The sequence below is a fragment of the Salegentibacter chungangensis genome (assembly GCF_042678405.1).
Classification (GTDB): Bacteria; Bacteroidota; Bacteroidia; order Flavobacteriales; family Flavobacteriaceae; genus Salegentibacter_A; species Salegentibacter_A chungangensis.
In genome coordinates this window covers 292,036-318,373 of the sequence record NZ_JBHTLI010000001.1, presented here as the reverse complement: position 1 = coordinate 318,373, position 26,338 = coordinate 292,036, and the positions used below count along the sequence as shown (strand labels likewise).

Below are 26,338 nucleotides of genomic sequence, written 5' to 3'. Positions count from 1 at the left end.
ATTTCTGATTAAAAAATAAACAACCTAAAGTACTGAAAATTTGTTAGTTATATCTATTTCGAGTAAAATTATATCGCCTTTCGGGTATGAGATAAATGAAAAGACTACTACTAATTTTCCTGATAGCGAGCTGCGTATCAGAAATATGTGCGCAAGAGACAGCTGTTACCGGGACCCTGGTAGATGCTGCCTCACTTACTCCCGTTGCCGGAGCTGTTATCACTACAGATAATATCGTCATTGAGACCACTTCAGGGTCAGATGGTTGGTTTAATTTTTCTTCTGAACTCCTTCCCGAAGGAGAACTGATTCTTGTGGTTTCTAAGTCGGGCTTCGAGATTCAGCGAATTCCGGTCACTTTAAAAGCGGGGGAGGTTAAAGACCTGGACCTTATTTATATGCAGCCCGATCTGGAAAACCAACAAATGCTTATTGGGAACATAAGCCTCCCGGAAAGTGATCTCAATAAAGAGGAGTCGGGCTTTGATAATATTGCCGGGCTTTTACAATCTTCCAGGGATGTGTTTTTAAATGCTGCTGCCTATGATTTTAGCCAGAGCTTCTTCAGACCTCGTGGTCTGGGAAGTGAATATGGAAGCCTGATGATAAACGGGGTGGAGATGAATAAGCTCTATAATGGCAGACCCCAATGGGCAAACTGGGGAGGACTTAATGATGTGCAACGAAATCAGATTTTCTATATGGGAAGTGCTCCGGCTCAGGAAGGTTTTGGAGGTATTGCCGGAACAACCAATATTATTATGAGGGCTTCCCAGTACAGTCCCGGGGGGCGAATCTCGGTTTCAGCGGCTAACCGAAGCTATACGGGTAGGTTAATGGGGACCTATAATTCCGGCGAATTAAGCGGGGGCTGGTATTATTCGGTATCAGCTTCCAGGCGTTTTGCTGAGGAGGCCTATATCGACGGAACGCTTTATGATGCAAATTCCTTTTTTGCCGCGCTAGAGAAGAAGTTAAATGGCCGGCACAGTCTCAATTTTGCTGCTTTTTATACTCCGAATATCCGGGGAAAATCTTCCCCGAATACTGAAGAGGTTATCAAATTAAAAGGGTATTCCTACAATTCCTACTGGGGCCATCAGGACGGAGAGATAAGGAACTCTAGGCTTCGAGAGGTTAAGGAGCCGGTTTTAATGCTCAATCATTTCTGGCAGCCTTCCCAAAGACTCGAAATAAACACAAATCTGGTCTGGCAGTTTGGGGAAGTGGCAAATACCAGGATAGATTATGGCGGGACAAGACTTGCGGTCCTGAATTCCCAGGAAACTTATCTTGGAGGCGGAAGTAATCCTGACCCCGCTTATTATCAAAAGCTGCCTTCCTATTTTCTGAGGCTTTCTGAAACCCCGAATTATGAGGCTGCCTACCTGGCTCAGGAATATTTCGTTGAGAACGGGCAGCTGGACTGGGGAGCTTTGTATGCGGCTAATCTCAACGGTTCGGGAAATTCGGTTTATGCTTTGGCAGAAGACAGGACCGATGACACCCAAATTCAGGCCAATTCAATTTTAAGATTCCTGCTAAAGGAAAATATCAGTCTCAATGCAGTATTTAACTACAGGCATTTGAAGAGCGAAAATTTCGGTGAGATCAGGGATCTTTTGGGTGGCAGTGGTTTTCTGGATATAGATCTCTTCGCGGAAGCTCAGGACGGAATTCCTGTTAATGAAATAGCGCAAAGCGACCTTCAGAACCTGAACCATATAGCAGGGGAAGGCGACAGGTATAAATATAACTACGAATTGTTTGCAGATAAAGCCGATGCCTTTGCACAGGCACAATTCAAATATACCAACTTCGATTTTTATGCCGGACTTCAGGTGGGTTATTCCACTTATTTCAGGAACGGTTTATTCCAAAACGGATTTTACCCGGCAAACTCTCTTGGAAAAAGTGAAACCCTCGAATTTACCGATTTCGGGGTCAAAGCTGGGCTTACCTATAAATTAAACGGGCGCCACTTCTTAAGTGCCAATATGGCCTTTGTTTCAGAAGCACCTGATCTGGCCTCTGTTTTTGTGAACAGCAGGCAGAATAACACAACGGTAAAAGGCCTGGAAAGTGAACAGATCAGATCAATGGATATTTCGTACAACTTCAGGTCGAACAGAATAAAGCTTAGGATAAGCGGTTATTTTAATGAAATTTCTGATGCCACTGAAATCTCCTATTACTACGCCGACGGGCTTTCCGGTTTAGGAAGTAACAATACATCTGCTTTTGTGCAGCAGGTTTTGACTGATGTGGCAACCCGCAATCTTGGGTTGGAAATGGGAGCTGAAATAAAACTTACTTCCACAATAAGCCTTAAAGCTGCGACGGCAATTGGAGAATACCTGTATAGCAATGATCCGAATTTGTATCTCACCTCCACCGGTTTTGAAGGTCCGGTTAATTATGGAAAAGCCTACCTCCGGAATTATCACGTTGGCAATGGCCCGGAAAGAGTTGGTCAACTTGGTTTTGAATACAGGGATCCCAAATTCTGGTGGTTTGGAGCCAGTGTAAACTATTTTTCTCACGGGTTTGCAGATATCAACCCATTAACAAGAACCGCGAATTTTGGTCTTGATTGGGACGGACTTCCTTATCAGGACTATGACGAAGATATTGCACGCCAGCTTTTAAGTCAGGAACAATTTGAGGAATACATTCTCGTAAATGCCGTAGGAGGTAAATCCTGGCGTTTAAAACAGAACTATCTGGGCTTTTTTGTAAGCCTGAACAATGTTCTTGATAAGGTATTCAGATCTGGGGGTTTCGAACAACCGCGGAATGCGAATTATCAAAAACTTAAGGAAGACCGTGAAAGGGATAAGCCATTATTTGGCAATAAATATTGGTATGGCTATGGCACCACCTACTTCGTGAATATGTATTTCAGGTTTTAACTGAAGATAAATGAACTTTATGTGATATGAAAAGAATATTTTCTGGGCTGTTAAGCCTTTTGATTTTAGCTTCCTGTGTTCAGACAGATGATTTCGATCTTCCGGAACTTCAGGGGGAAGAACTAACTATTTCCGGGGATACTACCAATATCGCTGCTGTTAAGAGTCTCTTCAATTTTGAAACCGGCGAAATGTATTATTTTCGGGAGACCGGCCTTTATGTTCCGGGTTATGTGGTTTCCAGTGACGAAGGAGGGAATTTCTATAAGGAACTTATACTCCAGGATAAACCGGCCAGCCCCACGGCGGGAATTCAACTTCTTGTAGATGATAATTCGCTTTATGAGACCTACAATTTCGGGCGTAAGATCTATATCAAATTAGATGGTCTTATTTTGGGCTATAATAACGGGGTGCTACAGCTGGGGAAACAAAACAGAGGAGATGTTGTGGCTATTCCCGGGGCGCTTGTGGATGAGCATATTATTCGTACGGCTGAAGTTGCGGAGGTTAAGCCTTTAGATCTCGAAGTCACAGAAATTAAAGAAACTCATAAGAATCTCTTTGTGAAGCTGAATAATGTTCAGTTTAACCGGAACCTGATAAGGGCGAATAACAGGTTTACGTTTGCGGGAGATGCTTCCATAGATCAATATGACGGGGAACGGATGCTGGAAAGCTGTGAAACCGGGGCTACCACTATTTTGAGTACGAGTACTTACTCCGGTTTCAAATCTCTTTTACTTCCCCAAGGTTCGGGTAGTATTGAAGGGGTGTTAACACGTAATTTCTATGACGATTATTTTGTGCTTTCAGTTAACTCACCTGCTGCACTGCAAATGAATAATGGGAGGTGTGATCCTGAATACCTTGATTGCGGAAGCACTTCTGAAGAGGGCTCTATAGTTCTTTTCGAAGAGAATTTTACAAATATTACCACGCCGGCAAGGATTCTTGCAACCGGATGGAAAAACATAAATGTAAACGGTGGAGCTAAATTATTTGAACCCGGGAATTCTAACAGCAACCGGCATCTTAGGATCTCAGCATATAATACACAGGAAACTCCTTTGGAGGTATGGCTGGTTTCTCCCGCTATAGATCTTGGTAAAACCACCGGTGAAGTTTTGAGTTTCGACCTAAAATCCGGCTATGATAATTCCACTATCTTAAGGGTCTACGCCACGACCAATTTTACAGGGAATGTAGCGACCACAAACTGGATGCTGTTGGATGCACGAATACCTGTAGGTCCTTCAGGTGGGTATATTGATTTTTATAAGACTTCAAATATAGATGTTTCCTGTCTTGAGGGAGAACTGCACTTTGCTTTCAGGTATCTTGGAGGTGCTCCCGATAAGACAACGACTTATGATCTCGATAATGTTCGGGTTACCGGATTTTGAAATTTTAGTTGTAAATTAATTCAATCAAAACTTACCCTCTATCAAAAAATGAACTCCTATGAAGCATAAATTACTCCTGATCTTTTTATTTATTTCTTTTACGGGGATAGCGCAGGACCTCCAGGGAAACTGGGCGTGGACCTCCGGAAACGGGCAGCACACATTTAATCTGAGATTAAGTGAAAATGGCAATGGAATGCTTAGCGGATCCCATTGTGCAGTGTTTTTTAACGGTGACAAAATAGACTGTGAGAAGCAGAATAATGGAAGGTATTCTCTTACACTTATGAGAATAAAACAGGATATTTATAAGGGTACCATAAAAAGTGCTGCGAGCCTTTCCGAGGGTAAAATAAGGCTCATATATAATAAGCGAATGAAGAATATTATGTTTTCCCTCACCAGTCCGCCGCCGGGGGAATATTACCTGCCGCAGGAGGCTGTTTTGGAAAGAGTGAATTAGGAGCTCCTCAAATCAGCTATTTTTTATATGCCTTTTTGTAGGGAGACCAGATCTCATAGATAGGGTCACCTTTAGAGCTTTTCCCGCTGTGATGCCAGTTGCCGTCCCTGATCTCGTAATCAAAATCGAGACTGGCGCCTGCCCGGCTCTTGTCCCTTGAAAAGACCTCGATGTTTTCTATGTATTTTCCATTATTTGCAGAATAGGTGCCGCCTCCCGAGCCGAAGAATTCTTTTGTAGCCGAATTAAAGGCGATCCACTGGAACCTGCCGCCCCCAAGAATTTTCACCGTTCTTCTGTCACCCGGAGTCATCATATCTATTTTTCCGTTTCTCTTTCGCCCGGTGATCACCCAGTTTCCCGTAAGGTCGTTGTCTTCTGAAGATATTCTTTCCCATACCTGGTCCTTATTCGCATAACTGATCTTTAGTTTACCTTTTTCAGGGAAAGCTAGTTTTGGACTTAAGTCTTTTCCTACTGTTTCTGGTTCTTTAGTGTTGAAGTCTGTTTTCTCCTTGTAATCATTAAGGCTGAATTCTCCGCCACGGGCCCATAAGAATTCATTATTTTCAGGCTTTTTAGCAGATTCGGCAAAATAATTTGCTTCATAAATGCGTATTACCTCCGCATCGGTAATTTCTTTTCCGTTTTCTGAGATGAGTCTCCAGGAGCCTTCAATGTTTTGAGCATAAAGGCTGAAGGAAAAAATTAACGCTGAAAGAAGGATGATCTTTTTCATAATCTTGAAAAGTTGGTTATCATCTAATTTACGGAATCCTTTTTAAACGCTTCCGCCAAACAAAAAGCCCCGGAGGTTTCAGGATCCGGGGCTTTAATATCAGAATTTCGGAGAAAGCTTATTTCTTCTCTCCGTATTTATCATATTCGGGATAAAGGAAATTGTTATAAGGGAACCGGGTGATATGGATCTTTCTCACAGCCTCATATACCTTTCTCCTGAAATCCTCCATATTTTCCTTGTTCAGGGCAGAGATGAATATCACGTCGTCTCCAAGTCTGTTCATCCAGGTTCTTTTCCATTCCTTAAGCGAATAATGAGCCTTGGTCTTTTCGGTGATCAGGTCATCTTCTTCGATCTTTTCAGGCTCGTACTGGTCGATTTTATTGAAGACCATCAAGGTAGGTTTATCTCCGCCTTTGATCTCACTAAGGATCTGGTTAACCGATTCTATATGTTCTTCGAAATTTGGGTGCGAAATATCTACCACGTGCAACAACAGGTCTGATTCCCTAACCTCGTCCAGGGTCGATTTAAAGGACTCTACCAGCTGTGTAGGCAGTTTCCTGATAAATCCTACCGTATCGGTAAGAAGAAACGGCAGGTTACGTATCACTACCTTCCTTACCGTGGTGTCCAGGGTCGCAAAAAGCTTGTTCTCGGCAAAGACATCACTCTTGCTTATCACGTTCATTAAAGTAGATTTCCCAACGTTGGTGTAGCCTACAAGGGCAACCCTTACCAGCTGGCCACGATTACCACGCTGCACTTCCATTTGTTTGTCTATGGTAGCGAGTTTCTTTTTAAGAAGGGAGATCTTGTCTCTAACGATACGACGGTCGGTCTCGATCTCTGTTTCCCCGGGTCCTCTCATCCCGATACCACCACGCTGGCGCTCAAGGTGAGTCCACATCCCGGCAAGTCGTGGAAGTAAGTATTCATATTGGGCAAGTTCCACCTGTGTTCTTGCATAGCTGGTCTTAGCCCTCTGGGCGAAAATATCAAGGATAAGATTGGTTCTGTCCAGGACCTTGCACTTAAGGATCTTTTCAATGTTCTTTTGCTGTGCCGGGGAAAGCTCATCATCAAATATGGCTGTCCCGATATCATTCTCTTCAACGAATTCCCGCACTTCGTTCATCTTCCCTGAACCAATAAAGGTCTTTGGATCTGGCCTGTCCAGTTTCTGGCTGAAGCGTTTTTCAACTTCTCCGCCGGCCGTATAGGTAAGGAACTCCAGTTCATCCAGATATTCCGTTAATTTATCTTCGCCCTGATCTTTGGTAACGATACCAATAAGAACAGTTTTCTCGTAAGCTAAATCGGTTTTTTCAATCATAAATACAAAGTTACACAATAGATTGCTACTGCGTATTTGGTGAGGGGGTTACAACAAAAATTTAACTATAAAAAACCTGCAGAAGCGTATCCTGCAGGTTGATATTTTTTAATTCGGTTCTTTATTTAGAAACCATAATTGAATCCAAGCCCGAATACTTCCCTAACCTGAAATCCTGAAACGGCATTATCATCATAAATGGCCTGGAAAATAAGGTTTGTAGACAAATAATCGTTGATCTTCATATTCATATTCATCGTATAATCGATATCAACATTCTGTGGGTCTTCCAGGTAATTGGAGTACAGATTAAGGATGTTCTCCATATTCACATTCTTAACGATATCGAATTTCGCATAAGCTGAAATCGAAGTACCTATTTCGTATCTCAAAGACTCTCCTTCATCCACCCCAAAGTAATCTCCATCTGTGTAGCCGGGCATACTGGTGAAATCAGAATCTACAAATACAAGTTTTGAAGTCGCCGGAGCTATATTCACATAGAAATTCTCATTCTTTTTCCAGAGCATACCGGGTCCTATCTGAAGGTATCCCGGGGAAAGGAAATGCGTTCTTTCAGTGCGAATGGTTTCTCCCATTTCGTCTTCACCGTATTCATAACCTTTCGTGATCTGGGTTCTGAAATTAAGGAACATAGAATAATACCAATTGGTTTCTTTTATCTGCTTTCCGGCGATGGAATTTAATTCCAGCCTGTCGTTGGTCTTTCTGTAAAACTTATCTCCGTTCTGCTTTGTTAAACCATAATCTACAATGATCTTATTGTCCCAGGTGAAATCGTCTTTCAGATAATTAAAATCATAATTAAGCAGAAGGTTTCCTGCTATATTGGAGGTTCCTCCGCCTCTCCATTCCGCATTAAAAGCCGATTGGTTGAACAAAAGAGCGATATTCCCTTTATTGGTCCATCCTTGTTTTTGTTCTTCTTTTCCCTCCTCCTCCTGCGCCGTAAGGCTTACACTGACAAGGAGTAGTGCCAGGCAAGTAATGATCTTCTTCATCTCTTCATTTTTTGGTTGGTACATCCTTTATAAATAGAAAAAGCCCTTTTGAGGGCTGAATATTTATTTTTTTGGCTTTTTATAGAGCGGCACTGAAGAACAGGCTTCTCCATACATAAGGCTTTTTACAACGGGTTGTAATTTTTCTATAAGCAATAAATAGGCATTCTGTGGCACTGGTTTTTGGGAGCAGCCTTTAACGATCACCGGTTTATCTTCAAGATCGGAAACGTCCAGTTTCGAGATCACTTCAGTATAAAGTACGGTTTCCAGGGTTTCAAGGTCACCGGTAACCACCTTTTTGGCATAAGGCTGAAGATAAGTGCTCAGCAGCATATAGGCCCAGGCGGGCACAATGGCATCGGTGGAGCAGGTGAGGGCCACATACTGGCCTTCATATATGCTCCAATCGTGCTTTTTTGCCTCGTCCCTGAAAAGGCTTTCCTTCAATACAAAACCTTCCAGCAACCAGTCCTTAATATCAAAAAGAACCCTTTCTCCCTGTGGATAGTGATCTTCAAGATTAAAAGTAACCAGTTTGCTGTTAGCCACTCTGTTTACAATTTCTGCAGACATAGTTTTTCAGGTTTTTAAAGTTCTTCTGGGTACTATAACAGTCCCAATTCCAGTTTAGCGCCTTCACTCATAAGGTCCTGGCTCCACGGCGGATCGAAAGTGATCTCCACTTCGGCATCTTTAACCATATCTACCGATTTCACTTTCTCTTCCACTTCCTGCGGGAGGGTTTCAGCCACCGGGCAGTTTGGGGTAGTAAGCGTCATTAGGATCTTCACATCATAATCTGTGCTTACCATCACATCGTAAATTAATCCCAGTTCGTAGATGTCTACTGGAATTTCAGGGTCATAAATGGTCTTAAGGACCTTTACGATCTTTTCTCCTAATTCCTGGGTGTCTATTTTTTGTTCCATTTTAGTTCAATTGGGTTTGGTATGCCACCGCATACATTTTCAGTTGTTTGATCATACTTACCAATCCATTGGCTCGGGTAGGAGAAAGATGTTCTTTCAGGCCTATTTCATCAATGAATTTAGTATCGGCTTCAATGATCTCTGAAGGATGCTGATTAGAGAATACCCTGATGAGGATAGCTACTATTCCTTTGGTGATGATGGCGTCACTGTCGGCGGTAAACACCAGTTTATCGCTTTCAAGCTCTGCGTGCACCCACACCTTGCTCTGGCAGCCTTTGATAAGGTTTTCGTCTATCTTGTATTTATCGTCTATTAAAGGCAGGGACTTCCCAAGCTCGATCATATATTCGTAACGCTGCATCCAGTCGTCGAACATTGCGAACTCTTCTACGATCTCCTGTTGTTTTTCCTGAATATTACTCACTTTGTTCTGTTTTTTCAAGGCTTAGTAAAACCTCATTATCTTTTGATAAAAATACCAATTCTTCTTCATTTATCTTCGCCCTGGTGATCTTTGGAAGAATCTCTCCCAGGCTTTCTTCATTCTTCATCTTGCCTTCGCAAAACATCTTGGTCCCGATAGGCGGATCAAATTTCACCCGGTCTTCGGTTAGTTTGAAGGCAGAAACAAAATCGTTGCATCCAAGATTACCGGATATTTTCTGGGAATCTCCGTCAAACTCAAGTAAAATTTCCTCAGTTCCCAAATCCTTGTTGGCAAGCTTTATAATCTTGTAGCTCCCGGTCTGATTCCGCAGTTCGCTAAGGCTTGTCTTTATTTCTTCAGTTGGCTTTTCAGTGTTTTCGGCTTTATCGGTTGTCTTTTCCTTTTTTTCATTTTCCCCACAGGAAACAAAGAGGATAAGACTTAAAATAAAGATCATTTTTTTCATATGGTTGGTTTTTAAGAAAGCATAGCTTTCGCTTTTTTGACCGCTTCAATAAAACGGTCTATTTCGGTTTTTGTATTGTAAAATGAAAAGGAAGCTCTTATGGTCCCGGGAATATTATAAAAATCCATAACGGGCTGGGCGCAATGATGGCCTGTACGAACAGCGATTCCCATTTTGTCTACAAGGGTACCAATGTCATATGGGTGTAGTCCTTCAATGTTGAAAGAGATCACTGCTGTTTTGTCCCTTGAAATTCCGTAGATCTGCATTCCTTCAATCTCAAGAAGTTTACTGGTTCCGTAATCCAGCAACTCCTTCTCATAGGCGGCAATCTTGTCGAAGCCTATTTTATTCATATAATCTATAGCGGCTCCAAAAGCTATGCCTCCGCAAATATTCGGGGTCCCGGCCTCGAATTTGTGAGGCAGGTCCGCATAGGTGGTTTTTTCGAAGGTCACGGTGGAGATCATCTCTCCGCCACCCTGGTAGGGAGGAAGCTTTTCCAACCATTTTTTCTTTCCGTAAAGCACACCAACCCCGGTAGGCCCGCACATTTTGTGAGCAGACACCACATAGAAATCAACATCCAGTTCCTGAACATCGGCCTTGATATGAGGCGCCGCCTGGGCTCCGTCTATCAGAACGGCCGCATCTACCGAATGTGCTTTCTTAATGATCTCTTTGATGGGGTTTATTGTTCCCAATGCGTTAGAGACGTGGTTTAGAAATACAACCTTGGTTTTTTCCGAAATCAGCTCTTCAAAAGAAGAATAAATAAGTTCACCTTCCTGATTCATTGGAATCACCTTGAGTACCGCTCCTGTCTTTTCGCAAAGCATTTGCCAGGGTACTATGTTGGAGTGATGTTCCATTGCCGAAACAAGGATCTCATCTCCCGCTTCCAGTAAAGCTGAAAAACCGTTAGCCACGAGGTTTATCCCGTGAGTGGTTCCAGAGGTGAAGATGATCTCTTCCGGGTTTGCTGCATTAAAATGCTGCTGAATCTTCCTTCGGGCAGTTTCATACTTATCTGTGGCCTCCTGAGAAAGGCTGTGAACCCCGCGGTGAATATTGGCGTTGTAGTTGGAATAATAATCCACAATCACATCTATCACCTGTTGTGGGGTTTGAGAGGTGGCGGCATTGTCAAAATACACCAACGGATAGCCATTGATTTCCCTTTTTAGAATAGGGAAATCCTTTCTTATCTTCTCAACGTCCAATGATATTTTCTCAGTAGCAAGGCTCATTCTCAGTTATTTATTTTTAGGGCAGGTGTTTAGGATGCTACTTTAAAATAGCATTTCTTACAGGTTAAAACCTAACTCTACACCCAGCTTTAAAGCAATAAGTTTGTTGATTCTTTTCTTGATCTCAGGTATTTTAACGCTTTCCAGAACATTATTGGCAAAGGCATAGGTCATAAGTCCGCGGGCTTCCTTTCTTGGAATACCTCTGGACTGCAGATAGAACAATGCTTCTTCATCAAGCTGTCCTATGGTACAACCGTGGCTACATTTAACATCGTCAGCAAATATTTCCAGCTGAGGTTTAGAATTGATGGTAGCCTTATCGTCTATAAGAATATTGTTGTTAGACTGATATGCATTTGTCTTTTGAGCTTCCTTCTCTACGACCACTTTCCCGTTGAAAACACCTGTAGATCTTTCAGCGAAAATACCTTTATAATCCTGGTGACTTTCACAGTTCGGCTCAATGTGGTGAACCAGGGTATTGTGATCTACGTGTTGTTTTCCTTCAATGATCGTTACCCCTTTTAGGGTAGATTCGATGCGTTCACCTTTCTGGTAGAAATTAAGATTGTTACGGGTTAATTGCCCACCAAAAGAAAAGGTGTGTACAGAACAGTTACTTTCAGCCTGCTGCTCGATAAAAGTATTATCGATAAGGGAAGCTGAAGTCTTATCATTCTGGATCTTATAATAATCTACAATAGCTCTTTTATCGGCATAGATCTCTGTAACCGAATTGGTCAGTACAGGATGGTCTGTGAGACTCTGGTGACGCTCAATGATCTGGGCGTGAGAGTTCTCGTCTACCACGATCAGGTTTCTTGGCTGTAGCAATAATGCAGACTCATTTCCCGTAGAGAAATTGATGATCTGAATAGGCTTATCGGCCATTTTATTCTTATGAATATGAATAAAAGCACCTTCGTGCGCAAATGCCGTGTTTAAAGAGTTAAGCCCTGATTTTGGAGCTAACTTGTTGAAGTAGTTCTCTATTACAGGTTTGTACTTAGCCTTGTTAAGAGCTGAAGACATCAAACATACATCTATCTTATCGTGAGTTGTTTGCGACAAGTGAGAGGAGTAGATGCCGTCTATAAAAACCAGGTCATAAGTATCTATATCGTGAATCAGATATTTCTTGATATCACGGTATTCCAGTGCATCTTCTTTCTTAGGGAAAACGCTGTAATCGTGTTTCAATACCGAATTAAGGGAAGTATATTTCCAGGCCTCTTCCTTTCTGCTTGGAAAGCCCAGGGTTTCAAACTCCTTAATCGCCTGATTCCTTATTTTATGAAGATCATCATTCGCTCCAAATTCTTCTTCAAAAGCGAGAAATGATGATACTAATTTTTCTTTTAATTCCATCTTGTTAGTTTAAGTTTAGTGAACAGATAAAGGTTCACATTCTTAAATTTCAGCGTGCTTATACCGCTTTTTCTTGTTTTACCCAGTCGTACCCTCTTTCTTCAAGTTCGTAAGCCAGTTCTTTTCCTCCGGTCTTCACGATCTTTCCGTCTACCATTACGTGCACAACATCTGGTACAATATAGTTAAGCAGTCTCTGGTAGTGAGTAATTACAAGTACGGCATTATTTTCAGTTCGCAGTTTGTTCACTCCGTCTGCCACTACTTTCAGGGCATCGATATCAAGTCCTGAATCGGTTTCATCAAGAATAGACAACTTAGGATCCAACATCGCCATCTGGAAGATCTCGTTACGTTTCTTCTCCCCACCTGAGAATCCTTCGTTCAGGGAACGGGAAAGGAACTTACGGTCTATCTCCAGCATTTCAGACTTTTCACGGATAAGCTTCAGCATTTCATTTGCCGGCATATCCTCAAGCCCGTTAGCTTTCCTGTGAGCATTGATAGCCGTCTTCATAAAGTTGGTTACCGATACTCCCGGAATTTCCACTGGGTACTGGAAAGAAAGGAAGATACCTTTATGAGCTCTTTCTTCAGGATCAAGTTCTGAAAGGTCGCCCCCTTCAAAAATGATCTCTCCCTCGGTCATCTCATATTCTTCTTTTCCCGCTATAACTGAAGAGAGGGTACTTTTACCTGAACCGTTAGGGCCCATTATGGCGTGTACCTCCCCGGGATTAATTTCAAGATTAATTCCTTTCAGGATCTCTTTATCTTCTATACTCGCGTGTAAATTCTTAATTTTAAGCATATTGTATGGGTATGCATCCGGACAAGCCGGATAGTTTAATTTTCAATTTTATTTTGGGAGATCGAATCTCCTTTAACTTCTATTATTTCCTGTATTTCTATGGTTTCTTCCCAGCCTTCCTGTTCAGGGTTTGGTCTTATCCAGGCCTTTACCGTTACCGGTACCATATCAAAATCTTCTTTTTTCAATGGCTTCACCCTTTCGGAAAGTACCTGAGACATCGAGTCTATGGTCACCCCGTAGACAAAATCCTCACCTCTAAGGACAGCGGCATCGGCCACATAAATGAACTGGCCGGTTAAAACCTGAATGCTGTCAGGGACTTCTTCAGCTTCGGGCTCTGAGGTCATTTGCTTCCTGCCTTCATCCTGGCAGGCATAGAAGAAACTCAAAACCATTAATAAAACTGCTAATTTTTTAATCATTCCCTGTTCTTCTTATCCTACAGAACCTTCAAGTGAGATCTCCAGTAATTTCTGAGCCTCTACTGCAAACTCCATAGGTAGTTTGTTCAGCACTTCTTTACTGAAACCATTTACGATAAGGGCAATAGCCTTTTCGGTATCTATCCCACGCTGGTTGCAGTAAAAGATCTGGTCCTCCCCAATCTTACTTGTGGTAGCTTCGTGCTCTATTTTAGCCGATTTGTTTTTTGCTTCAATGTAAGGGAAGGTGTGGGCGCCACACTCATTACCCATCAGCAGGGAGTCACATTGCGAGAAGTTTCTCGCGTTTTCAGCTCTGTTGTTTACCTGTACCAAACCACGGTATGAATTCTGCGAATGTCCTGCAGAAATACCCTTCGAAATAATGGTGCTCTTGGTGTTTTTACCAAGGTGGATCATTTTTGTTCCGGTATCGGCCTGCTGGTAATTGTTCGTTACGGCAATAGAATAGAATTCGCCTATAGAATTGTCCCCTTTCAAAATACAGGAAGGGTACTTCCAGGTCACTGCTGAACCTGTCTCTACCTGGGTCCAGGAGATCTTGGCGTTCTTCTCGCAAAGTCCTCTTTTGGTAACGAAGTTGAAAACACCACCTTTACCTTCACTGTTACCGGGATACCAGTTTTGAACGGTACTGTACTTGATCTCGGCATCGTCTAAAGCGATAAGTTCCACCACAGCCGCGTGCAATTGGTTTTCATCACGCATTGGGGCGGTACAACCTTCAAGGTAGCTTACGTAGCTGCTTTCATCGGCTATTACAAGCGTACGCTCAAATTGTCCTGTTCCGGCCTGATTAATTCTAAAGTAAGTAGACAGCTCCATAGGGCATCTTACTCCTTTTGGAATGTAGCAGAAAGACCCGTCACTAAATACCGCAGAGTTCAAAGCAGCATAGAAGTTATCTTTCTTAGGGACTACAGTTCCCAGATATTTCTTTACAAGCTCCGGATGCTCCTGTATCGCTTCAGAAATTGAACAGAAGATAATCCCTTTTTCTGCCAGGGTCTTTTTGAAAGTGGTTGTAACAGAAACCGAGTCCATCACAACATCTACAGCAACTCCTGCCAGTTTTTTCTGTTCATCAATGGAGATCCCTAGTTTTTTGAAGGTATCCAGTAATTCCGGATCTACTTCATCTAGACTATCGTATTTCGGCTTTTTATTGGGGGCCGAATAATAGGAGATATTCTGGAAGTTTGGTTTTTCGTAATGGACATTTGCCCATTCCGGCTCTTCCATTTGCTCCCAGGCCCGGAAAGCTTCCAGACGCCATTCGGTCATCCATTCCGGTTCGTTCTTCTTTTTGGAGATCGCTCTTACAATGTCTTCGTTCAATCCAACGGGTAGCGTGTCTGATTCAATATCAGTATAAAACCCGTATTCATATTCCTTTGTTTCGAGCTCTTTTTTTAAATCGTCTTCAGTATATGCCATTTCTTGTGATTCTGGATTTGAATTCCCGCTTTGCGGGATAAGCAGTTAATGCCTGATTGGGTTATAGTGAAAAACTTTCGCCGCACCCACAGGTACGCTGTGCATTAGGGTTGTTAAACACAAAACCCTTGCCATTAAGGCCTCCGGAATATTCTAAAATAGTTCCGGCTAAATAAAGCACACTGCGTTTATCTACTAATATTTTTATGTCGTTATCTTCAAAGATCTTGTCGCTTTCGGCCGTGGAATTGTCAAATTTCAATTCGTAGGACAACCCTGAGCAGCCACCGCTTTTAACTCCCACGCGAACATAGTCGGTGAGGCTGTTAAAGCCTTCTTCGCTCATTAAAGCGGCAATCTTCTTTTTAGCCTCTTCGCTTACTTTTATCATAGCTTAAAAAGATTAATTCTAAATTGGGCACAAATATACTACAAAACAAGCGTTTTACCATATTCTCAGTATTTGTTTTAAGAATAGGTTCATAGGTTTGACCAATCAGTTTTTCTAAGATTTTTTTATCTTCTATCTGTCTGAAAATTAATTAAATACTTTTTATTTCCTTCGAAGTCTCCCATTGTCCTCGATCTTCGGTTTTTTTACCGGCTAATCTGATTTTTGGATTCTTCAGAAACTGTTACAAATTGCCTTATTTTGAAATAATATTCGCTTATTTTGCATTTTAAAAGTCCACGTTATGTTTAAAGATAGTCAGGATATGAAGACAAACCTTTCAGAATTGGGAGAGTTTGGTCTAATAGATCACCTAACCAAAAGCTTTGAGCCTAAATTATCTACGACGGTAAAGGCTATTGGGGATGATGCCGCGGTGTTGAATTTTGAAGATAAACAGACCATCGTCACTACCGATCTTCTGGTGGAAGGGGTTCATTTTGATCTTGCCTATATGCCGCTGAAGCATTTGGGGTACAAGGCTGTGATGGTAAATGCATCAGATGTGTATGCGATGAATGCCAAGGCTACACAAATCACCGTATCTATTGCTGTTTCTAACCGTTTTCCGGTAGAGGCCCTGGAAGAATTATATGCGGGGATCGAACTTGCTGCAAAGTTATATAATATAGATGTTGTAGGGGGAGACACCACTTCTTCAACCTCTGGATTGTTGATAAGTGTCACTGCTTTGGGAATTGCAGAAAAAGAAGATGTGGTTTACAGAAGCGGGGCTAAACCTAACGATCTGCTTGTGGTTACGGGAGATCTTGGGGCAGCTTATATGGGTCTTCAGGTGCTGGAACGTGAAAAGCAGGTGTTTAAGGCCAACCCAAACGCACAGCCCGATCTTGATCAATATTCATATCTTATAGAAAGACAGTTGAAGCCTGAGGCGAGAAAGGATATTCCGCCTTTGCTAAAAGAGCTTGACGTGAAGCCCACCTCTATGATAGACATCAGTGACGGACTTTCTTCTGAAATAATCCATCTTTGTAAAAGCTCTAAAGTAGGAGCTAATCTTTTCGAGGAAAAAATACCTTTAGATCCTGCCGTGATCTCGGTTTGTGAGGAATTCGAAATAGATAGTACCACCATCGCCCTTAGCGGAGGGGAAGATTATGAACTGTTGTTTACGATCTCTCAGAAAGATTATGATAAGATAAAAGGAAATCCTCATCTTACCGTGATAGGTCATATGACCGAAGAAGGGGAGGGGATGCACCTTATCACCAGGGCAAACCAAAAATTGCCATTGATAGCCCGAGGCTGGAACTCAATGGACGATATAGAAGGCGAAGAAGCCTAAGAGGCTTTCGCATACATCCTTCGCTTACGTCTTTTGTGGATCTTCGCGATGTAAGCGTTGGTTTCCTTGAATTTAGGGGTTAACCTCGCTAAAAGTCCATTGGCGGTATCGGTCATTTCCATACCGCATTTTGCACAGGTGTATTCGTGAACGTGGTCAGTGATGTTTTTTGAAACTCTTAATTTATGACCAAAAATGTTACAATAAACCTTAGCGAACGAAAATAATTTAGGGTTTCTTTTCTTCATAAAAGGTTGATTTACTTGTTTCTGAAGTTTTAAAGTTATAAAAAAAAGTTAATTGATCGACAAAAAGGTTAAATTATTCGATAAAGTGCAAATAATTTAATAGGGCTTCGGTGTTCTCCATGTATGCCAAATGCCCGTCAGGAAAGCCTTTGAACCTGCTTTTGCAGGTTGCTGCAATTTTCTTGATCCTTTCAAAATCCATCACGGGATCCTGCTCTCCTGCTATAATATGTTTATTTCCATCGTATTCGGCGAACAATTTTGTGTGGTCTTTCCGAAGTTTCATTCCCTGAAGTGCTGCTGTAATTCCTTGTGTAGGAATATTCATCGCACTGTTTTTTAAGACCTCCAGCTCCTTGCGGAACTTTTTATTGTTCTCCCTGGTAAGCAGGTTGGAAATCGCCATACTGACGAATGCCTGCTTATTTTCTTTGACCAGCCTGGTTGCCCGGTCCCGGTTGCGCTTCCTTTCATCGGAATCGGCTTCTGGTGTAGAATTTACCAGTACCAACGCAGTCACCATTGTAGGGAAAATATTATAGAATTCCAAACCTACATAGCCTCCCATTGAGTGTCCTGCAAAACTAACCTTTTCGATCTCCAGTTTGTCCAGGACTGCCTTAACCGCCCGGGCCATTTCGCTCATTTCGTGAATTTCTCCAAAACAGCCTGAGTTGCCGTGACCGGGAAGATCTATACATATTACCTGTCTTTCTTGTGCTAGTTCCGCAGCCAGCTCACCCCAGATCTCAGAAGATTCCAAAAAGCCGTGGAGAAGAACCAGCGGTTTTCCGGAACCCCGGGAAGTGAAATATATGTTTGCCTCTTTGTACTTAATTTGCATTTCGCTCAGTTTTATTCAAGAAAAATGCCACAAATTCCGGATTTGATGTCTCCGGCTTTTGTGGCATTCAGTTTTATAAAAAAGGAATATTATCTTAAGAGTTCATAATCTCTTCAATCTCCTCTGTTTCAATAGGAATGTTGCGCATCAGGTTAAAAGGCTCTCCTTTTCCCTGGATCACCACGTCGTCTTCAAGGCGAATTCCGAAGCCTTCATCCGGCAAATAAATTCCCGGCTCCACGGTAAATACCTGGTTTGCTTCCATAGGTTGTGTCAAAATTCCATAATCGTGTGTATCAAGACCAATATTATGGGCAGTACCGTGCATAAAGTATTTTTTGTATGCCGGCCACTTAGGGTCTTCGTTCTGAACATCAGCTTTGTCAAGAAGTCCGAGGTCAAGCAACTCTGAGGTCATCAGTTTTCCTACCTCCTTGTGGTATTCGGTCCACATAGTCCCAGGGGTTAGCCAGGTAGTGGCTTCTTTCTTTACCTTGTTAACCACATCATAGATCTCTTTCTGGCGCTTGGTAAATCTTCCGGAAACAGGAATGGTCCTGGTCATATCACTGGAGTAGTTTGCATATTCAGCTCCCGTGTCTAAAAGGATAAGGTCTCCGTCCTTACACTGCTGATTGTTTTCGGTATAATGCAGGACGTTCGCGTTGTTTCCGCTGGCGATGATTGGCGTATATGCAAATCCTCGGGAACGGTTCCTGATCATCTCGTGCCAGTATTCGGCCTCGATCTCGTGTTCCCAAACTCCCGGTTTGGTGAATTTAAGAGCTCTGCGGAAAGCTTTTTCGGTAATATCGCAGGCTTTTTGCATCAGGTCAAGCTCTATTGGATCTTTAACCGCTCTTAAACGCTGAAGTATAGGGTTGGCTTTTGCCACCTGGTGTGCTGGGTATTTCTCTTTACACCATTTGATGAAGCGCATATCCCTGGTTTCGGTTTTATTGGTCGCCCTGTAGTGCTCGTTGGTGTTAAAGTAAACTGTATCGCACTGGGTCATTAGTTCGAAAAATACCTTCTCGAAATCCTGAAGCCAGTAAACGGTCTCGATCCCGCTAACTTCAAGGGCTTTCTCCTTGGTTAGTTTTGCACCTTCCCAAACAGCTATATGAGGATTGGTCTCTGTAAGGAAGAGGATCTCGCGGTGTTCCGGTTTTGGTGCGTCAGGGAAAAGTACAAGAATGCTTTCTTCCTGATCTACCCCACTAAGGTAAAAGAGGTCTCGGTTTTGTTGAAAAGGCATTGTGCTGTCTGCACCAATAGGGTAAATATCGTTAGAATTAAAGACCGCTAGACTGCTTGATTTCATCTTGTCCATAAAATTCTTACGGTTCTTGATAAACAGTTTTCGGTCTATTTGATCGTATCTCATAGTGAATAAATTTCGATTTTTTCAAAATTAAGAGTATTTGGGAGCATTTGCTGTTAAAAGCAGGAAGAAATTTTCAATAGCTTTTAAATTAATGTTTTAACCTGCCTTTGTTGGTTAAATCTAAGGACTGAATCTCAGATCAGGGGTTTGGATTGAAGAATTACTCATAAAGCCCAAGCCGGTTTCTAAGCTGCTGGTTGATTTGCTGAAGTTCTTCCAGCCGGTCAAGCAGATGTTTCACGGCTGCAAGACCTTCAGGGTTAATATTGAGGTCCTGGTGCAAACGCATCATTCGCTCAAATTGTCCAAGGTTTTCTGAACGAACGTATTCTTTTTCTTCCACCGTGACGATCTCGATGATCCCGCTCTCGTGAAGCGAACTTATAAAGGTGTGTTCTACCTTATATATAGTACATATTTCTTCGGTTGCTATGAGGTCTTCCAGGTTCATTTGCGTAATTTTTGAAGTTCCTTAAACAATTCTTTCTCTTTTGGGCTCAGGTTTTCGGGGACGCTCACTTCATAAGTAATATACAGGTCGCCATACTGGTTCTCTTTCTTGTATTTTGGAAAGCCCTTGCCTTTTAGTTTTACTCTGGTCCCGGGTTGGGTCCCTGGCTTGACCTTGAGCTTCACCTTTCCGGTGAAGGTGTTCACGGTGATCTCACCTCCAAGTACAGCGGTATACATATCTATTTCCTGAGATTTGTAAAGATTCTCCTTTTCTCTTTTGAAGCCTGTATGGTTAATGATCTTAAAGGTGATGTAAAGGTCACCTTTCGGGCCTCCCTGAACTCCGGGCCCACCGTGCCCTTTTATCTTTATGGTCTGGCCGTTCTCTACCCCGGCCGGGATGGTAAGCCTGATGTTCTTTCCGTTTACGGTAAGGGTTTGCTGGTGAGTGGTATAGACATCCTTAAGGTTCAGCTGTAATTCGGCATTGAAGTCCTGTCCCTTAAAATGATGACCTCTTCTGGAACCCTGGGCCCTGGCCCTTCCGCCAAACATCTGCTCGAAGAAGTCTGAAAAAGTATCGTCGTCAAAATTGCCGGAATAGGTGTATTGCTGGCCTCCTCCACCGCCAAAGCCGCCACCGTATCCTCCTGCACGGCCTGCACGTTGTTGCTGCTGTCTGGCCTGCTCATATTGCTCGGCGTGTTCCCAATCTTTTCCGTATTGGTCATATTTTTTTCTTTTTTCAGGGTCACTTAGCACTTCGTGAGCTTCGTTTATCTGTTGGAATCTCGCTTGGGCTTCCTTGTCATTAGGGTTGAGGTCTGGGTGGTATTTCCTGGCCAGCTTGCGGTAAGCCTTTTTGATATCAGCCTGGGTGGCCGATCTGTCAAGTTCCAGTAATTTGTAGTAGTCTATAAATTCCATTTGAACAATCGAATTTTGAAAATGACACGTTTCATTAACATCCTGAAATTACTAAAAAATAAGCCTTACAGCCGTTAAGCTTTTTGTAAAAAGAAGGAATCTTATTCCCTTTCTTCGGAATACAGGGTTTTTAAAAACAAAATTCCGGTCTGGTTTTTTCCTACTTTGAATTAGTTCTAAATAGCACCTAAAATAGGTGTTAAAGTTTGTAAGTAATTAATTTGAAGTGTACTTTTGCTGGTAAATTTTCACTAAAATAACCAAACCAATGGGTGGATTACTAAAATCTTCAATAGCAAAAAAGTTTGCTATGGCCTTATCGGGACTTTTTCTAGTCTTATTTTTACTCCAGCATTTTTCAATAAACTTTTTATCTGTAATTAGCGCCAGTGTCTTTAACGATGTTTCACATTTTATGGGAACTTATTGGCTCGTACAGGGGCTGTTGCAGCCTGTATTGATCTTTGGAGTGATCTTTCACTTTGTGATGGGCTTTTACCTGGAATATAAGAACAGGCAAGCCAGACAGGTGAAATATGCCAGTTATAAAGGAAATACCAATTCAAGCTGGATGTCCAGAAATATGATCTATACCGGACTGGTGGTTTTGGCCTTTTTAGGGCTTCACTTTTACGACTTCTGGTTTCCTGAAATGATCCATAAGTATATTGAATCTCACCCGGAGGATGCATCAAGGTATTATGGCGAGCTTGTAGCGAAATTTGAAAGTCCGGTAAGAACCGGTTTATATGTATTGTCATTTGTATTTCTGGCATTGCACCTTTACCACGGATTTTCATCTTCTTTCCAGTCTGTTGGCTGGAACGATAAATACGCCAGAGGCCTGCGTGGTTTTACAAAGGCTTACGCTATCATAATACCACTAGGTTTTATTTTTATAGCCCTTTTTCACTATATTAATAACCTTTAATTCGAAAGATTTATGTCAGTTTTAGATTCAAAAATACCTGAAGGGCCTCTAGCAGAAAAGTGGACCAACCATAAGAACAATATCAACCTGGTTAACCCTGCCAATAAACGAAACATAGATGTGATCGTGATAGGTACCGGGCTTGCAGGTGGTAGTGCCGCCGCAACCCTTGCCGAATTGGGTTATAATGTAAAGACTTTTTGCTACCAGGATTCTCCAAGACGTGCGCACTCTATTGCCGCGCAGGGAGGTATAAACGCATCAAAAAATTACCAGGGAGACGGAGATTCAGATTACCGTCTTTTTTATGATACCGTAAAAGGAGGGGATTATCGTTCGCGGGAAGCCAACGTGTATCGTCTTGCTGAGGTATCCGGAAATATAATTGACCAGTGTGTGGCCCAGGGAGTGCCATTTGCACGTGAATACGGAGGTTACCTTGATAACCGTTCTTTTGGAGGGGTGTTGGTATCACGTACTTTTTATGCAAAAGGACAAACAGGGCAGCAGTTGCTACTCGGAGCTTATTCCGCAATGAACCGCCAGATCAACCGTGGAAAGATACAGGCCTTCAATCGTCACGAAATGATGGACCTTGTGCTTGTAGACGGAAAGGCGAGAGGAATTATCGCCAGAAATATGGTTACCGGAGAAATTGAACGTCACGCGGCTCACGCCGTTGTGCTTGCATCGGGAGGCTATGGTAACGTATTCTTCCTTTCAACCAACGCGATGGGAAGTAACGTAATGGCAGCCTGGAGAGCGCACCGCAGGGGAGCTTATTTCGCAAACCCTTGTTACACACAAATTCACCCAACCTGTATTCCGGTTACGGGAGACCATCAGTCTAAACTTACACTGATGTCTGAATCTCTTCGTAATGACGGAAGGATCTGGGTGCCTAAGAAGAAAGAAGATGCTGAAGCCATAAGAGCCGGAAAGAAAAAACCGACCGAGCTTTCAGAAGAAGAAAGAGATTACTACCTGGAGAGACGTTATCCTGCCTTTGGTAACCTTGTGCCTCGTGATGTGGCTTCAAGAGCGGCCAAAGAGCGTTGTGATGCCGGCTTTGGGGTGAACAAGACAGGACAGGCCGTATTCCTTGATTTCGCCAGTGCTATTGAGCGCTACGGAAAGGAAAAAGCTTTTACTTCAGGACATAAGAATCCTTCAAAAGAAGAAATTACCAAACTGGGGAAAGAAGTGGTTGCGTCCAAATACGGAAACCTCTTCGATATGTACAACAAGATCGTAGATCAGAATCCATACGAAACCCCAATGATGATCTATCCTGCAGTTCACTATACAATGGGTGGGCTTTGGGTAGACTATAACCTGCAAACCACCATTCCTGGTTGTTATGCTACGGGTGAGGCCAACTTTTCAGACCACGGAGCCAACAGGCTTGGAGCTTCTGCTTTAATGCAGGGTCTTGCTGATGGATATTTCGTACTGCCTTATACTATTGGGGATTACCTTTCTGATGATATCCGTACCGGGAAGATCTCTACAGAAACTGCCGAATTTGAAGCAGCTGAGAAAGAGGTTAAAGACCGGATCAACAACCTTATGAATGCCAACGGAACCGAATCTGTAGACTCTTACCACAAAAAACTTGGTAAGATTATGTGGGATAAGTGCGGAATGGCACGTAACGCCCAGGGTCTTAAAGAGGCTGTTGCCGAGATCGCAGAGCTTAGAGAGGATTTCTGGAAGAATGTTAAGGTTCCCGGAAGTGCGAACTCTAAAAATGCCGAGCTTGAGAAAGCAGGAAGAGTGGCAGATTTCCTTGAATTAGGAGAGCTTTTCGCTAAGGATGCCCTTCACAGAGAAGAATCCTGCGGAGGTCACTTTAGGGAAGAATACCAGACCGAAGACGGGGAAGCCTTAAGGGACGATGAGAACTTTAAGTATGTTGCCGCCTGGGAATATACCGGGAAACCGGGAGAAGCCGTTCTTCACAAAGAAGACCTGGTATTTAAAAATATTGAATTAAAAACAAGAAGTTATAAATAGAATTGAGATTTCAGGGTTGGGACAGGTACCCAACGCTAAATACTCTTACTCAATACTTGCAAGATATGAAGCTTAATCTAAAAATATGGCGTCAGGAAAATGCCGAAGCTAAAGGCAAAATGGTTGACTACCAGATAGACGGAGTAGACGGTGATATGTCTTTTCTTGAAATGCTGGACATCCTTAACGAACAACTTGTAGCCAAAGGCGAAGATACTGTTGAGTTTGATCACGATTGTCGTGAAGGGATCTGCGGGTCCTGCTCACTTCAGATCAACGGCGAGCCTCACGGCCCGGACAAGCTTATCGCTACCTGCCAGCTGCATATGCGTTCTTTCAATGATGGAGATACCATTGTGATCGAGCCTTTCCGTGCAAAAGCATTTCCTGTGATCAAAGACCTTATTGTAGACCGTAGTGCATTTGACAGGATTCAGCAGGCCTGGGGATATGTTTCGGTAAACACTTCCGGAAATACCGTAGATGCGAACACCATACCAGTTGAAAAGGAAAAAGCAGATGCTTCTTTTAACGCTGCCACCTGTATTGGTTGTGGTGCCTGTGTTGCGGCTTGTAAGAATGCCAGCGCGATGCTCTTTACTTCAGCCAAGGTTTCTCAGTACGCTTTGCTTCCGCAGGGAAGGGTAGAGGCTACCGAGAGGGTTAAGGCTATGGTGAGACAAATGGATGAGGAAGGTTTCGGAAACTGTAGCAATACAGGAGCTTGCGAGATCGAATGTCCAAAAGGTATCTCTCTTGAGAATATCGCACGAATGAACCGTGAATATCTTTCGGCTTCTACCAAAGGATAAACACTTTTACAACTTATAAATCGATCCCAAATTCTTTTAGAGTTTGGGATTTTTTATGGATATTATTTAAAAATTGAATAATGTCCCAATTTCACAGTATTCCTTCGAAACTTCCGGCTGGTAAGACCAGTATTTTCTCGGTAATGAGCAAAATGGCCAATGATTACAACGCCATTAATCTTTCACAGGGCTTTCCCAATTTTAAGACCGACGATCATTTAAAGGATCTTGCCTACCAGGCGATGAAAGCAGGGCATAATCAATACCCGCCTATGAACGGGGTGGCTGGTCTTCGAGAACAGCTTGCAGCAAAAATTGAAAGCCTTTACGGGGCACAATACAAGGTGGAGTCTGAGATCACCATTACCACAGGGGCCACCGAATCGCTTTTTTGCGCGATCTCGGCTTTTGTGCATCCGGGAGATGAAGTGATCATCTTTAAACCTGCATACGATAGTTATGAACCGGCAGTGAAAATAAACGGAGGCAAACCTGTACTGGTTCAACTTAAAGGAAAGGAGTTTAAGGTAGACTGGCAGGAAGTGGCGGAAAAGATCACTTCTAAAACCAGGATGATCATTATCAATACTCCTCATAATCCCACCGGGACGGTTTTGGAGAAGGAAGATATGCAGCAGCTGGAAAGGCTGCTGAAAGACGCCGATATCATCCTGCTGAGCGATGAGGTTTACGAACACATAATTTTTGACGGAATAGAACACCAGAGCGTGTTGCGATACCCGAAACTTTCGGAAAGAGCTATCGCCTGTTTTTCTTTCGGGAAGACCTTTCACAATACCGGCTGGAAGATGGGCTACTGTGTTGCGCCTGAAACCTTGATGAAAGAGATCTGGAAGATACACGAACTCACAACTTTTTGTACCAATCACCCCATTCAGCACGCTTTTGCCGCCTATCTGAAAAACCCTGATAATTATCTGAGCCTTGGAAATTTCTATCAGCAGAAAAGGGATAAGTTTCTCGGGTTGGTAGAGGATACCAATTTTAAAGCCATACCTTCGGGAGGGACTTACTACCAGTTACTGGATTTTTCAGAAGTAACCGATGAAAGGGATGTGGCTTTTGCCGAACGTCTTACCAGGGATTACAAGCTTGCTTCTATTCCGGTTTCGGTTTTCAATATCGATGAAAAGGATAATAAACAACTGCGCTTCTGCTTTGCAAAGACCGATGAGACCCTGGAGAAAGCGGCTGAGTTTCTGCATAGAGTGAGTCGCGGTTAAATGGCTGAGACAGCTTCGGGAAATACAAATTAAGAAAAACAAAAAAGCAGGAATTTGAACATAGAATTAAAAGGGCAGAATTTTGAATTTCATCCTTCGGGTGCGGCATACTGGATAGACCAAGAGATGCTGCTCATCAGTGATGTTCATCTTGGGAAGATCTCGCATTTCAGAAAATATGGCAGTGCTGTACCTCAAGAGGCCATTGGTCAAAACTTTCTTCAGCTTGAAGAAGCCGTAAAAAGATTTGATCCGGAAATGATCTGTTTCCTAGGAGACCTTTTTCACAGCGCGATGAATTCGGAATGGCAGCTCTTCGAGCGATGGGTTGGGGAGCTTGACTGCCAGGTCTTTCTCGTTTCAGGAAACCACGATGTGATCTCCCCTCTGAAGTATGAGGAGCTGGGTATAGAGATCTATAAGGAAGTGAGAGTTGGGAAGTTTCTGCTCACCCACCAGCCTGAAGACAGGGATGGAAGCTTTAATATTTGCGGACACATTCATCCGGGATACCATCTCCAGGGACTGGGAAAACAAAGCCTTAAACTGCCTTGTTTCTATAAGACAGATCACCGCCTGATCCTTCCGGCCTTTGGTGAGTTTACCGGCAACTACATCATTAAGCCTGAAAAAGGGGACGAGATTTATGCCCTAACCAAAAAAGAGGTAATTTTAGTCTATTCGTAAAAATG

At 42.8% G+C, this 26,338-nt stretch carries 27 protein-coding genes; 9 read left to right on the top strand and 18 right to left on the bottom strand.

The window, feature by feature from the left end:
- Window positions 1-95 precede the first annotated feature (95 nt).
- Genes ACFQ3Q_RS01390 through ACFQ3Q_RS01380 form a run of 3 tightly spaced genes read left to right on the top strand, consistent with a single transcriptional unit; the run spans window position 96 to window position 4,781 of the window.
- A complete protein-coding gene (locus ACFQ3Q_RS01390) occupies window positions 96-2,912 on the top strand; it encodes a carboxypeptidase regulatory-like domain-containing protein (protein WP_380742189.1) in 2,817 nt (938 codons plus the stop codon).
- A 26-nt stretch (window positions 2,913-2,938) separates the two neighbouring features.
- Window positions 2,939-4,318 carry a DUF5689 domain-containing protein gene (locus ACFQ3Q_RS01385; RefSeq protein WP_380742187.1) on the top strand — a complete coding sequence of 460 codons (1,380 nt, stop codon included), beginning with the start codon at window positions 2,939-2,941 and terminating at the stop codon, window positions 4,316-4,318.
- 58 nt (window positions 4,319-4,376) lie between these two features.
- A complete protein-coding gene (locus tag ACFQ3Q_RS01380; RefSeq protein WP_380742185.1) occupies window positions 4,377-4,781 on the top strand; it encodes a hypothetical protein in 405 nt (134 codons plus the stop codon).
- A gap of 16 nt (window positions 4,782-4,797) precedes the next feature.
- Here ACFQ3Q_RS01380 and ACFQ3Q_RS01375 read toward each other — a convergent pair whose 3' ends face one another.
- The 13 genes from ACFQ3Q_RS01375 to ACFQ3Q_RS01315 all read right to left on the bottom strand — a co-directional run bounded on the left by ACFQ3Q_RS01375 (window position 4,798) and on the right by ACFQ3Q_RS01315 (window position 15,415).
- A complete protein-coding gene (locus tag ACFQ3Q_RS01375) occupies window positions 4,798-5,520 on the bottom strand; it encodes a hypothetical protein (protein ID WP_380742184.1) in 723 nt (240 codons plus the stop codon).
- Window positions 5,521-5,638: 118 nt separating this feature from the next.
- Window positions 5,639-6,859 carry a GTPase HflX gene (gene hflX, locus ACFQ3Q_RS01370; protein WP_380742182.1) on the bottom strand — a complete coding sequence of 407 codons (1,221 nt, stop codon included), beginning with the start codon at window positions 6,857-6,859 and terminating at the stop codon, window positions 5,639-5,641.
- Window positions 6,860-6,984: 125 nt separating this feature from the next.
- Window positions 6,985-7,881 carry a DUF3078 domain-containing protein gene (locus ACFQ3Q_RS01365; protein ID WP_380742180.1) on the bottom strand — a complete coding sequence of 299 codons (897 nt, stop codon included), beginning with the start codon at window positions 7,879-7,881 and terminating at the stop codon, window positions 6,985-6,987.
- 63 nt (window positions 7,882-7,944) lie between these two features.
- Window positions 7,945-8,457, bottom strand: coding sequence for a DUF2480 family protein (locus tag ACFQ3Q_RS01360; protein ID WP_380742178.1), 513 nt, complete (start codon window positions 8,455-8,457; stop codon window positions 7,945-7,947).
- 32 nt (window positions 8,458-8,489) lie between these two features.
- On the bottom strand, window positions 8,490-8,813 hold the full coding sequence (locus ACFQ3Q_RS01355) for a DUF59 domain-containing protein (RefSeq protein WP_380742176.1): 324 nt from the start codon (window positions 8,811-8,813) through the stop codon (window positions 8,490-8,492).
- Window position 8,814: 1 nt separating this feature from the next.
- On the bottom strand, window positions 8,815-9,240 hold the full coding sequence (locus tag ACFQ3Q_RS01350) for a SufE family protein (protein ID WP_380742174.1): 426 nt from the start codon (window positions 9,238-9,240) through the stop codon (window positions 8,815-8,817).
- A complete protein-coding gene (locus ACFQ3Q_RS01345; RefSeq protein WP_380742173.1) occupies window positions 9,233-9,709 on the bottom strand; it encodes an META domain-containing protein in 477 nt (158 codons plus the stop codon). Before ACFQ3Q_RS01345 ends, ACFQ3Q_RS01350 begins: the two co-directional genes overlap by 8 nt.
- A gap of 11 nt (window positions 9,710-9,720) precedes the next feature.
- Window positions 9,721-10,959 carry an aminotransferase class V-fold PLP-dependent enzyme gene (locus ACFQ3Q_RS01340; protein ID WP_380742171.1) on the bottom strand — a complete coding sequence of 413 codons (1,239 nt, stop codon included), beginning with the start codon at window positions 10,957-10,959 and terminating at the stop codon, window positions 9,721-9,723.
- Window positions 10,960-11,016: 57 nt separating this feature from the next.
- Window positions 11,017-12,330, bottom strand: coding sequence for a Fe-S cluster assembly protein SufD (gene sufD / locus ACFQ3Q_RS01335; RefSeq protein ID WP_380742169.1), 1,314 nt, complete (start codon window positions 12,328-12,330; stop codon window positions 11,017-11,019).
- 58 nt (window positions 12,331-12,388) lie between these two features.
- Window positions 12,389-13,141: a Fe-S cluster assembly ATPase SufC gene (gene sufC / locus ACFQ3Q_RS01330; protein ID WP_380742167.1), complete on the bottom strand. Its 753-nt coding sequence runs from the start codon at window positions 13,139-13,141 to the stop codon at window positions 12,389-12,391.
- 35 nt (window positions 13,142-13,176) lie between these two features.
- Window positions 13,177-13,566 (bottom strand): hypothetical protein, encoded by a 390-nt coding sequence (locus ACFQ3Q_RS01325; RefSeq protein WP_380742165.1) that lies wholly within the window; start codon window positions 13,564-13,566, stop codon window positions 13,177-13,179.
- Window positions 13,567-13,578: 12 nt separating this feature from the next.
- Entirely contained in the window at window positions 13,579-15,024 is a 1,446-nt protein-coding gene (gene sufB, locus ACFQ3Q_RS01320; RefSeq protein ID WP_380742163.1) for a Fe-S cluster assembly protein SufB, read from the bottom strand.
- Window positions 15,025-15,085: 61 nt separating this feature from the next.
- Window positions 15,086-15,415, bottom strand: coding sequence for a HesB/IscA family protein (locus ACFQ3Q_RS01315; protein WP_380742161.1), 330 nt, complete (start codon window positions 15,413-15,415; stop codon window positions 15,086-15,088).
- Between the two features lie 304 nt (window positions 15,416-15,719).
- On the opposite strand from ACFQ3Q_RS01315, the gene thiL reads away from it, so the two are divergent.
- Window positions 15,720-16,784, top strand: coding sequence for a thiamine-phosphate kinase (gene thiL, locus ACFQ3Q_RS01310; protein ID WP_380742159.1), 1,065 nt, complete (start codon window positions 15,720-15,722; stop codon window positions 16,782-16,784).
- Here the strand turns inward: thiL and ACFQ3Q_RS01305 are convergent.
- The 5 genes from ACFQ3Q_RS01305 to ACFQ3Q_RS01285 all read right to left on the bottom strand — a co-directional run bounded on the left by ACFQ3Q_RS01305 (window position 16,781) and on the right by ACFQ3Q_RS01285 (window position 20,643).
- Entirely contained in the window at window positions 16,781-17,032 is a 252-nt protein-coding gene (locus ACFQ3Q_RS01305) for a hypothetical protein (RefSeq protein WP_380742157.1), read from the bottom strand. The genes thiL and ACFQ3Q_RS01305 overlap by 4 nt on opposite strands.
- A gap of 73 nt (window positions 17,033-17,105) precedes the next feature.
- Window positions 17,106-17,876, bottom strand: a complete 771-nt coding sequence (locus tag ACFQ3Q_RS01300; RefSeq protein ID WP_380742156.1) for an alpha/beta fold hydrolase — start codon at window positions 17,874-17,876, stop codon at window positions 17,106-17,108.
- Between the two features lie 94 nt (window positions 17,877-17,970).
- Window positions 17,971-19,263, bottom strand: a complete 1,293-nt coding sequence (locus ACFQ3Q_RS01295) for an aminopeptidase P N-terminal domain-containing protein (RefSeq protein WP_380742154.1) — start codon at window positions 19,261-19,263, stop codon at window positions 17,971-17,973.
- 160 nt (window positions 19,264-19,423) lie between these two features.
- Window positions 19,424-19,714 carry a chaperone modulator CbpM gene (locus tag ACFQ3Q_RS01290; RefSeq protein WP_380742152.1) on the bottom strand — a complete coding sequence of 97 codons (291 nt, stop codon included), beginning with the start codon at window positions 19,712-19,714 and terminating at the stop codon, window positions 19,424-19,426.
- Window positions 19,711-20,643, bottom strand: coding sequence for a DnaJ C-terminal domain-containing protein (locus ACFQ3Q_RS01285; protein ID WP_380742150.1), 933 nt, complete (start codon window positions 20,641-20,643; stop codon window positions 19,711-19,713). Before ACFQ3Q_RS01285 ends, ACFQ3Q_RS01290 begins: the two co-directional genes overlap by 4 nt.
- A gap of 268 nt (window positions 20,644-20,911) precedes the next feature.
- Between ACFQ3Q_RS01285 and ACFQ3Q_RS01280 the strand changes: the two genes are divergently transcribed.
- The 5 genes from ACFQ3Q_RS01280 to pdeM all read left to right on the top strand — a co-directional run bounded on the left by ACFQ3Q_RS01280 (window position 20,912) and on the right by pdeM (window position 26,333).
- Window positions 20,912-21,574, top strand: a complete 663-nt coding sequence (locus ACFQ3Q_RS01280; protein ID WP_380742148.1) for a succinate dehydrogenase cytochrome b subunit — start codon at window positions 20,912-20,914, stop codon at window positions 21,572-21,574.
- Between the two features lie 12 nt (window positions 21,575-21,586).
- Window positions 21,587-23,590 carry a fumarate reductase/succinate dehydrogenase flavoprotein subunit gene (locus ACFQ3Q_RS01275; protein ID WP_380742146.1) on the top strand — a complete coding sequence of 668 codons (2,004 nt, stop codon included), beginning with the start codon at window positions 21,587-21,589 and terminating at the stop codon, window positions 23,588-23,590.
- 65 nt (window positions 23,591-23,655) lie between these two features.
- On the top strand, window positions 23,656-24,402 hold the full coding sequence (locus ACFQ3Q_RS01270; RefSeq protein WP_380742145.1) for a succinate dehydrogenase/fumarate reductase iron-sulfur subunit: 747 nt from the start codon (window positions 23,656-23,658) through the stop codon (window positions 24,400-24,402).
- A gap of 80 nt (window positions 24,403-24,482) precedes the next feature.
- Window positions 24,483-25,646 carry a methionine aminotransferase gene (locus tag ACFQ3Q_RS01265; protein WP_380742143.1) on the top strand — a complete coding sequence of 388 codons (1,164 nt, stop codon included), beginning with the start codon at window positions 24,483-24,485 and terminating at the stop codon, window positions 25,644-25,646.
- A gap of 54 nt (window positions 25,647-25,700) precedes the next feature.
- The gene (pdeM, locus tag ACFQ3Q_RS01260) at window positions 25,701-26,333 is read left to right on the top strand and encodes a ligase-associated DNA damage response endonuclease PdeM (RefSeq protein ID WP_380742142.1); all 633 of its coding nucleotides are present in this window, start codon (window positions 25,701-25,703) and stop codon (window positions 26,331-26,333) included.
- The last annotated feature ends 5 nt before the right edge of the window (window positions 26,334-26,338 follow it).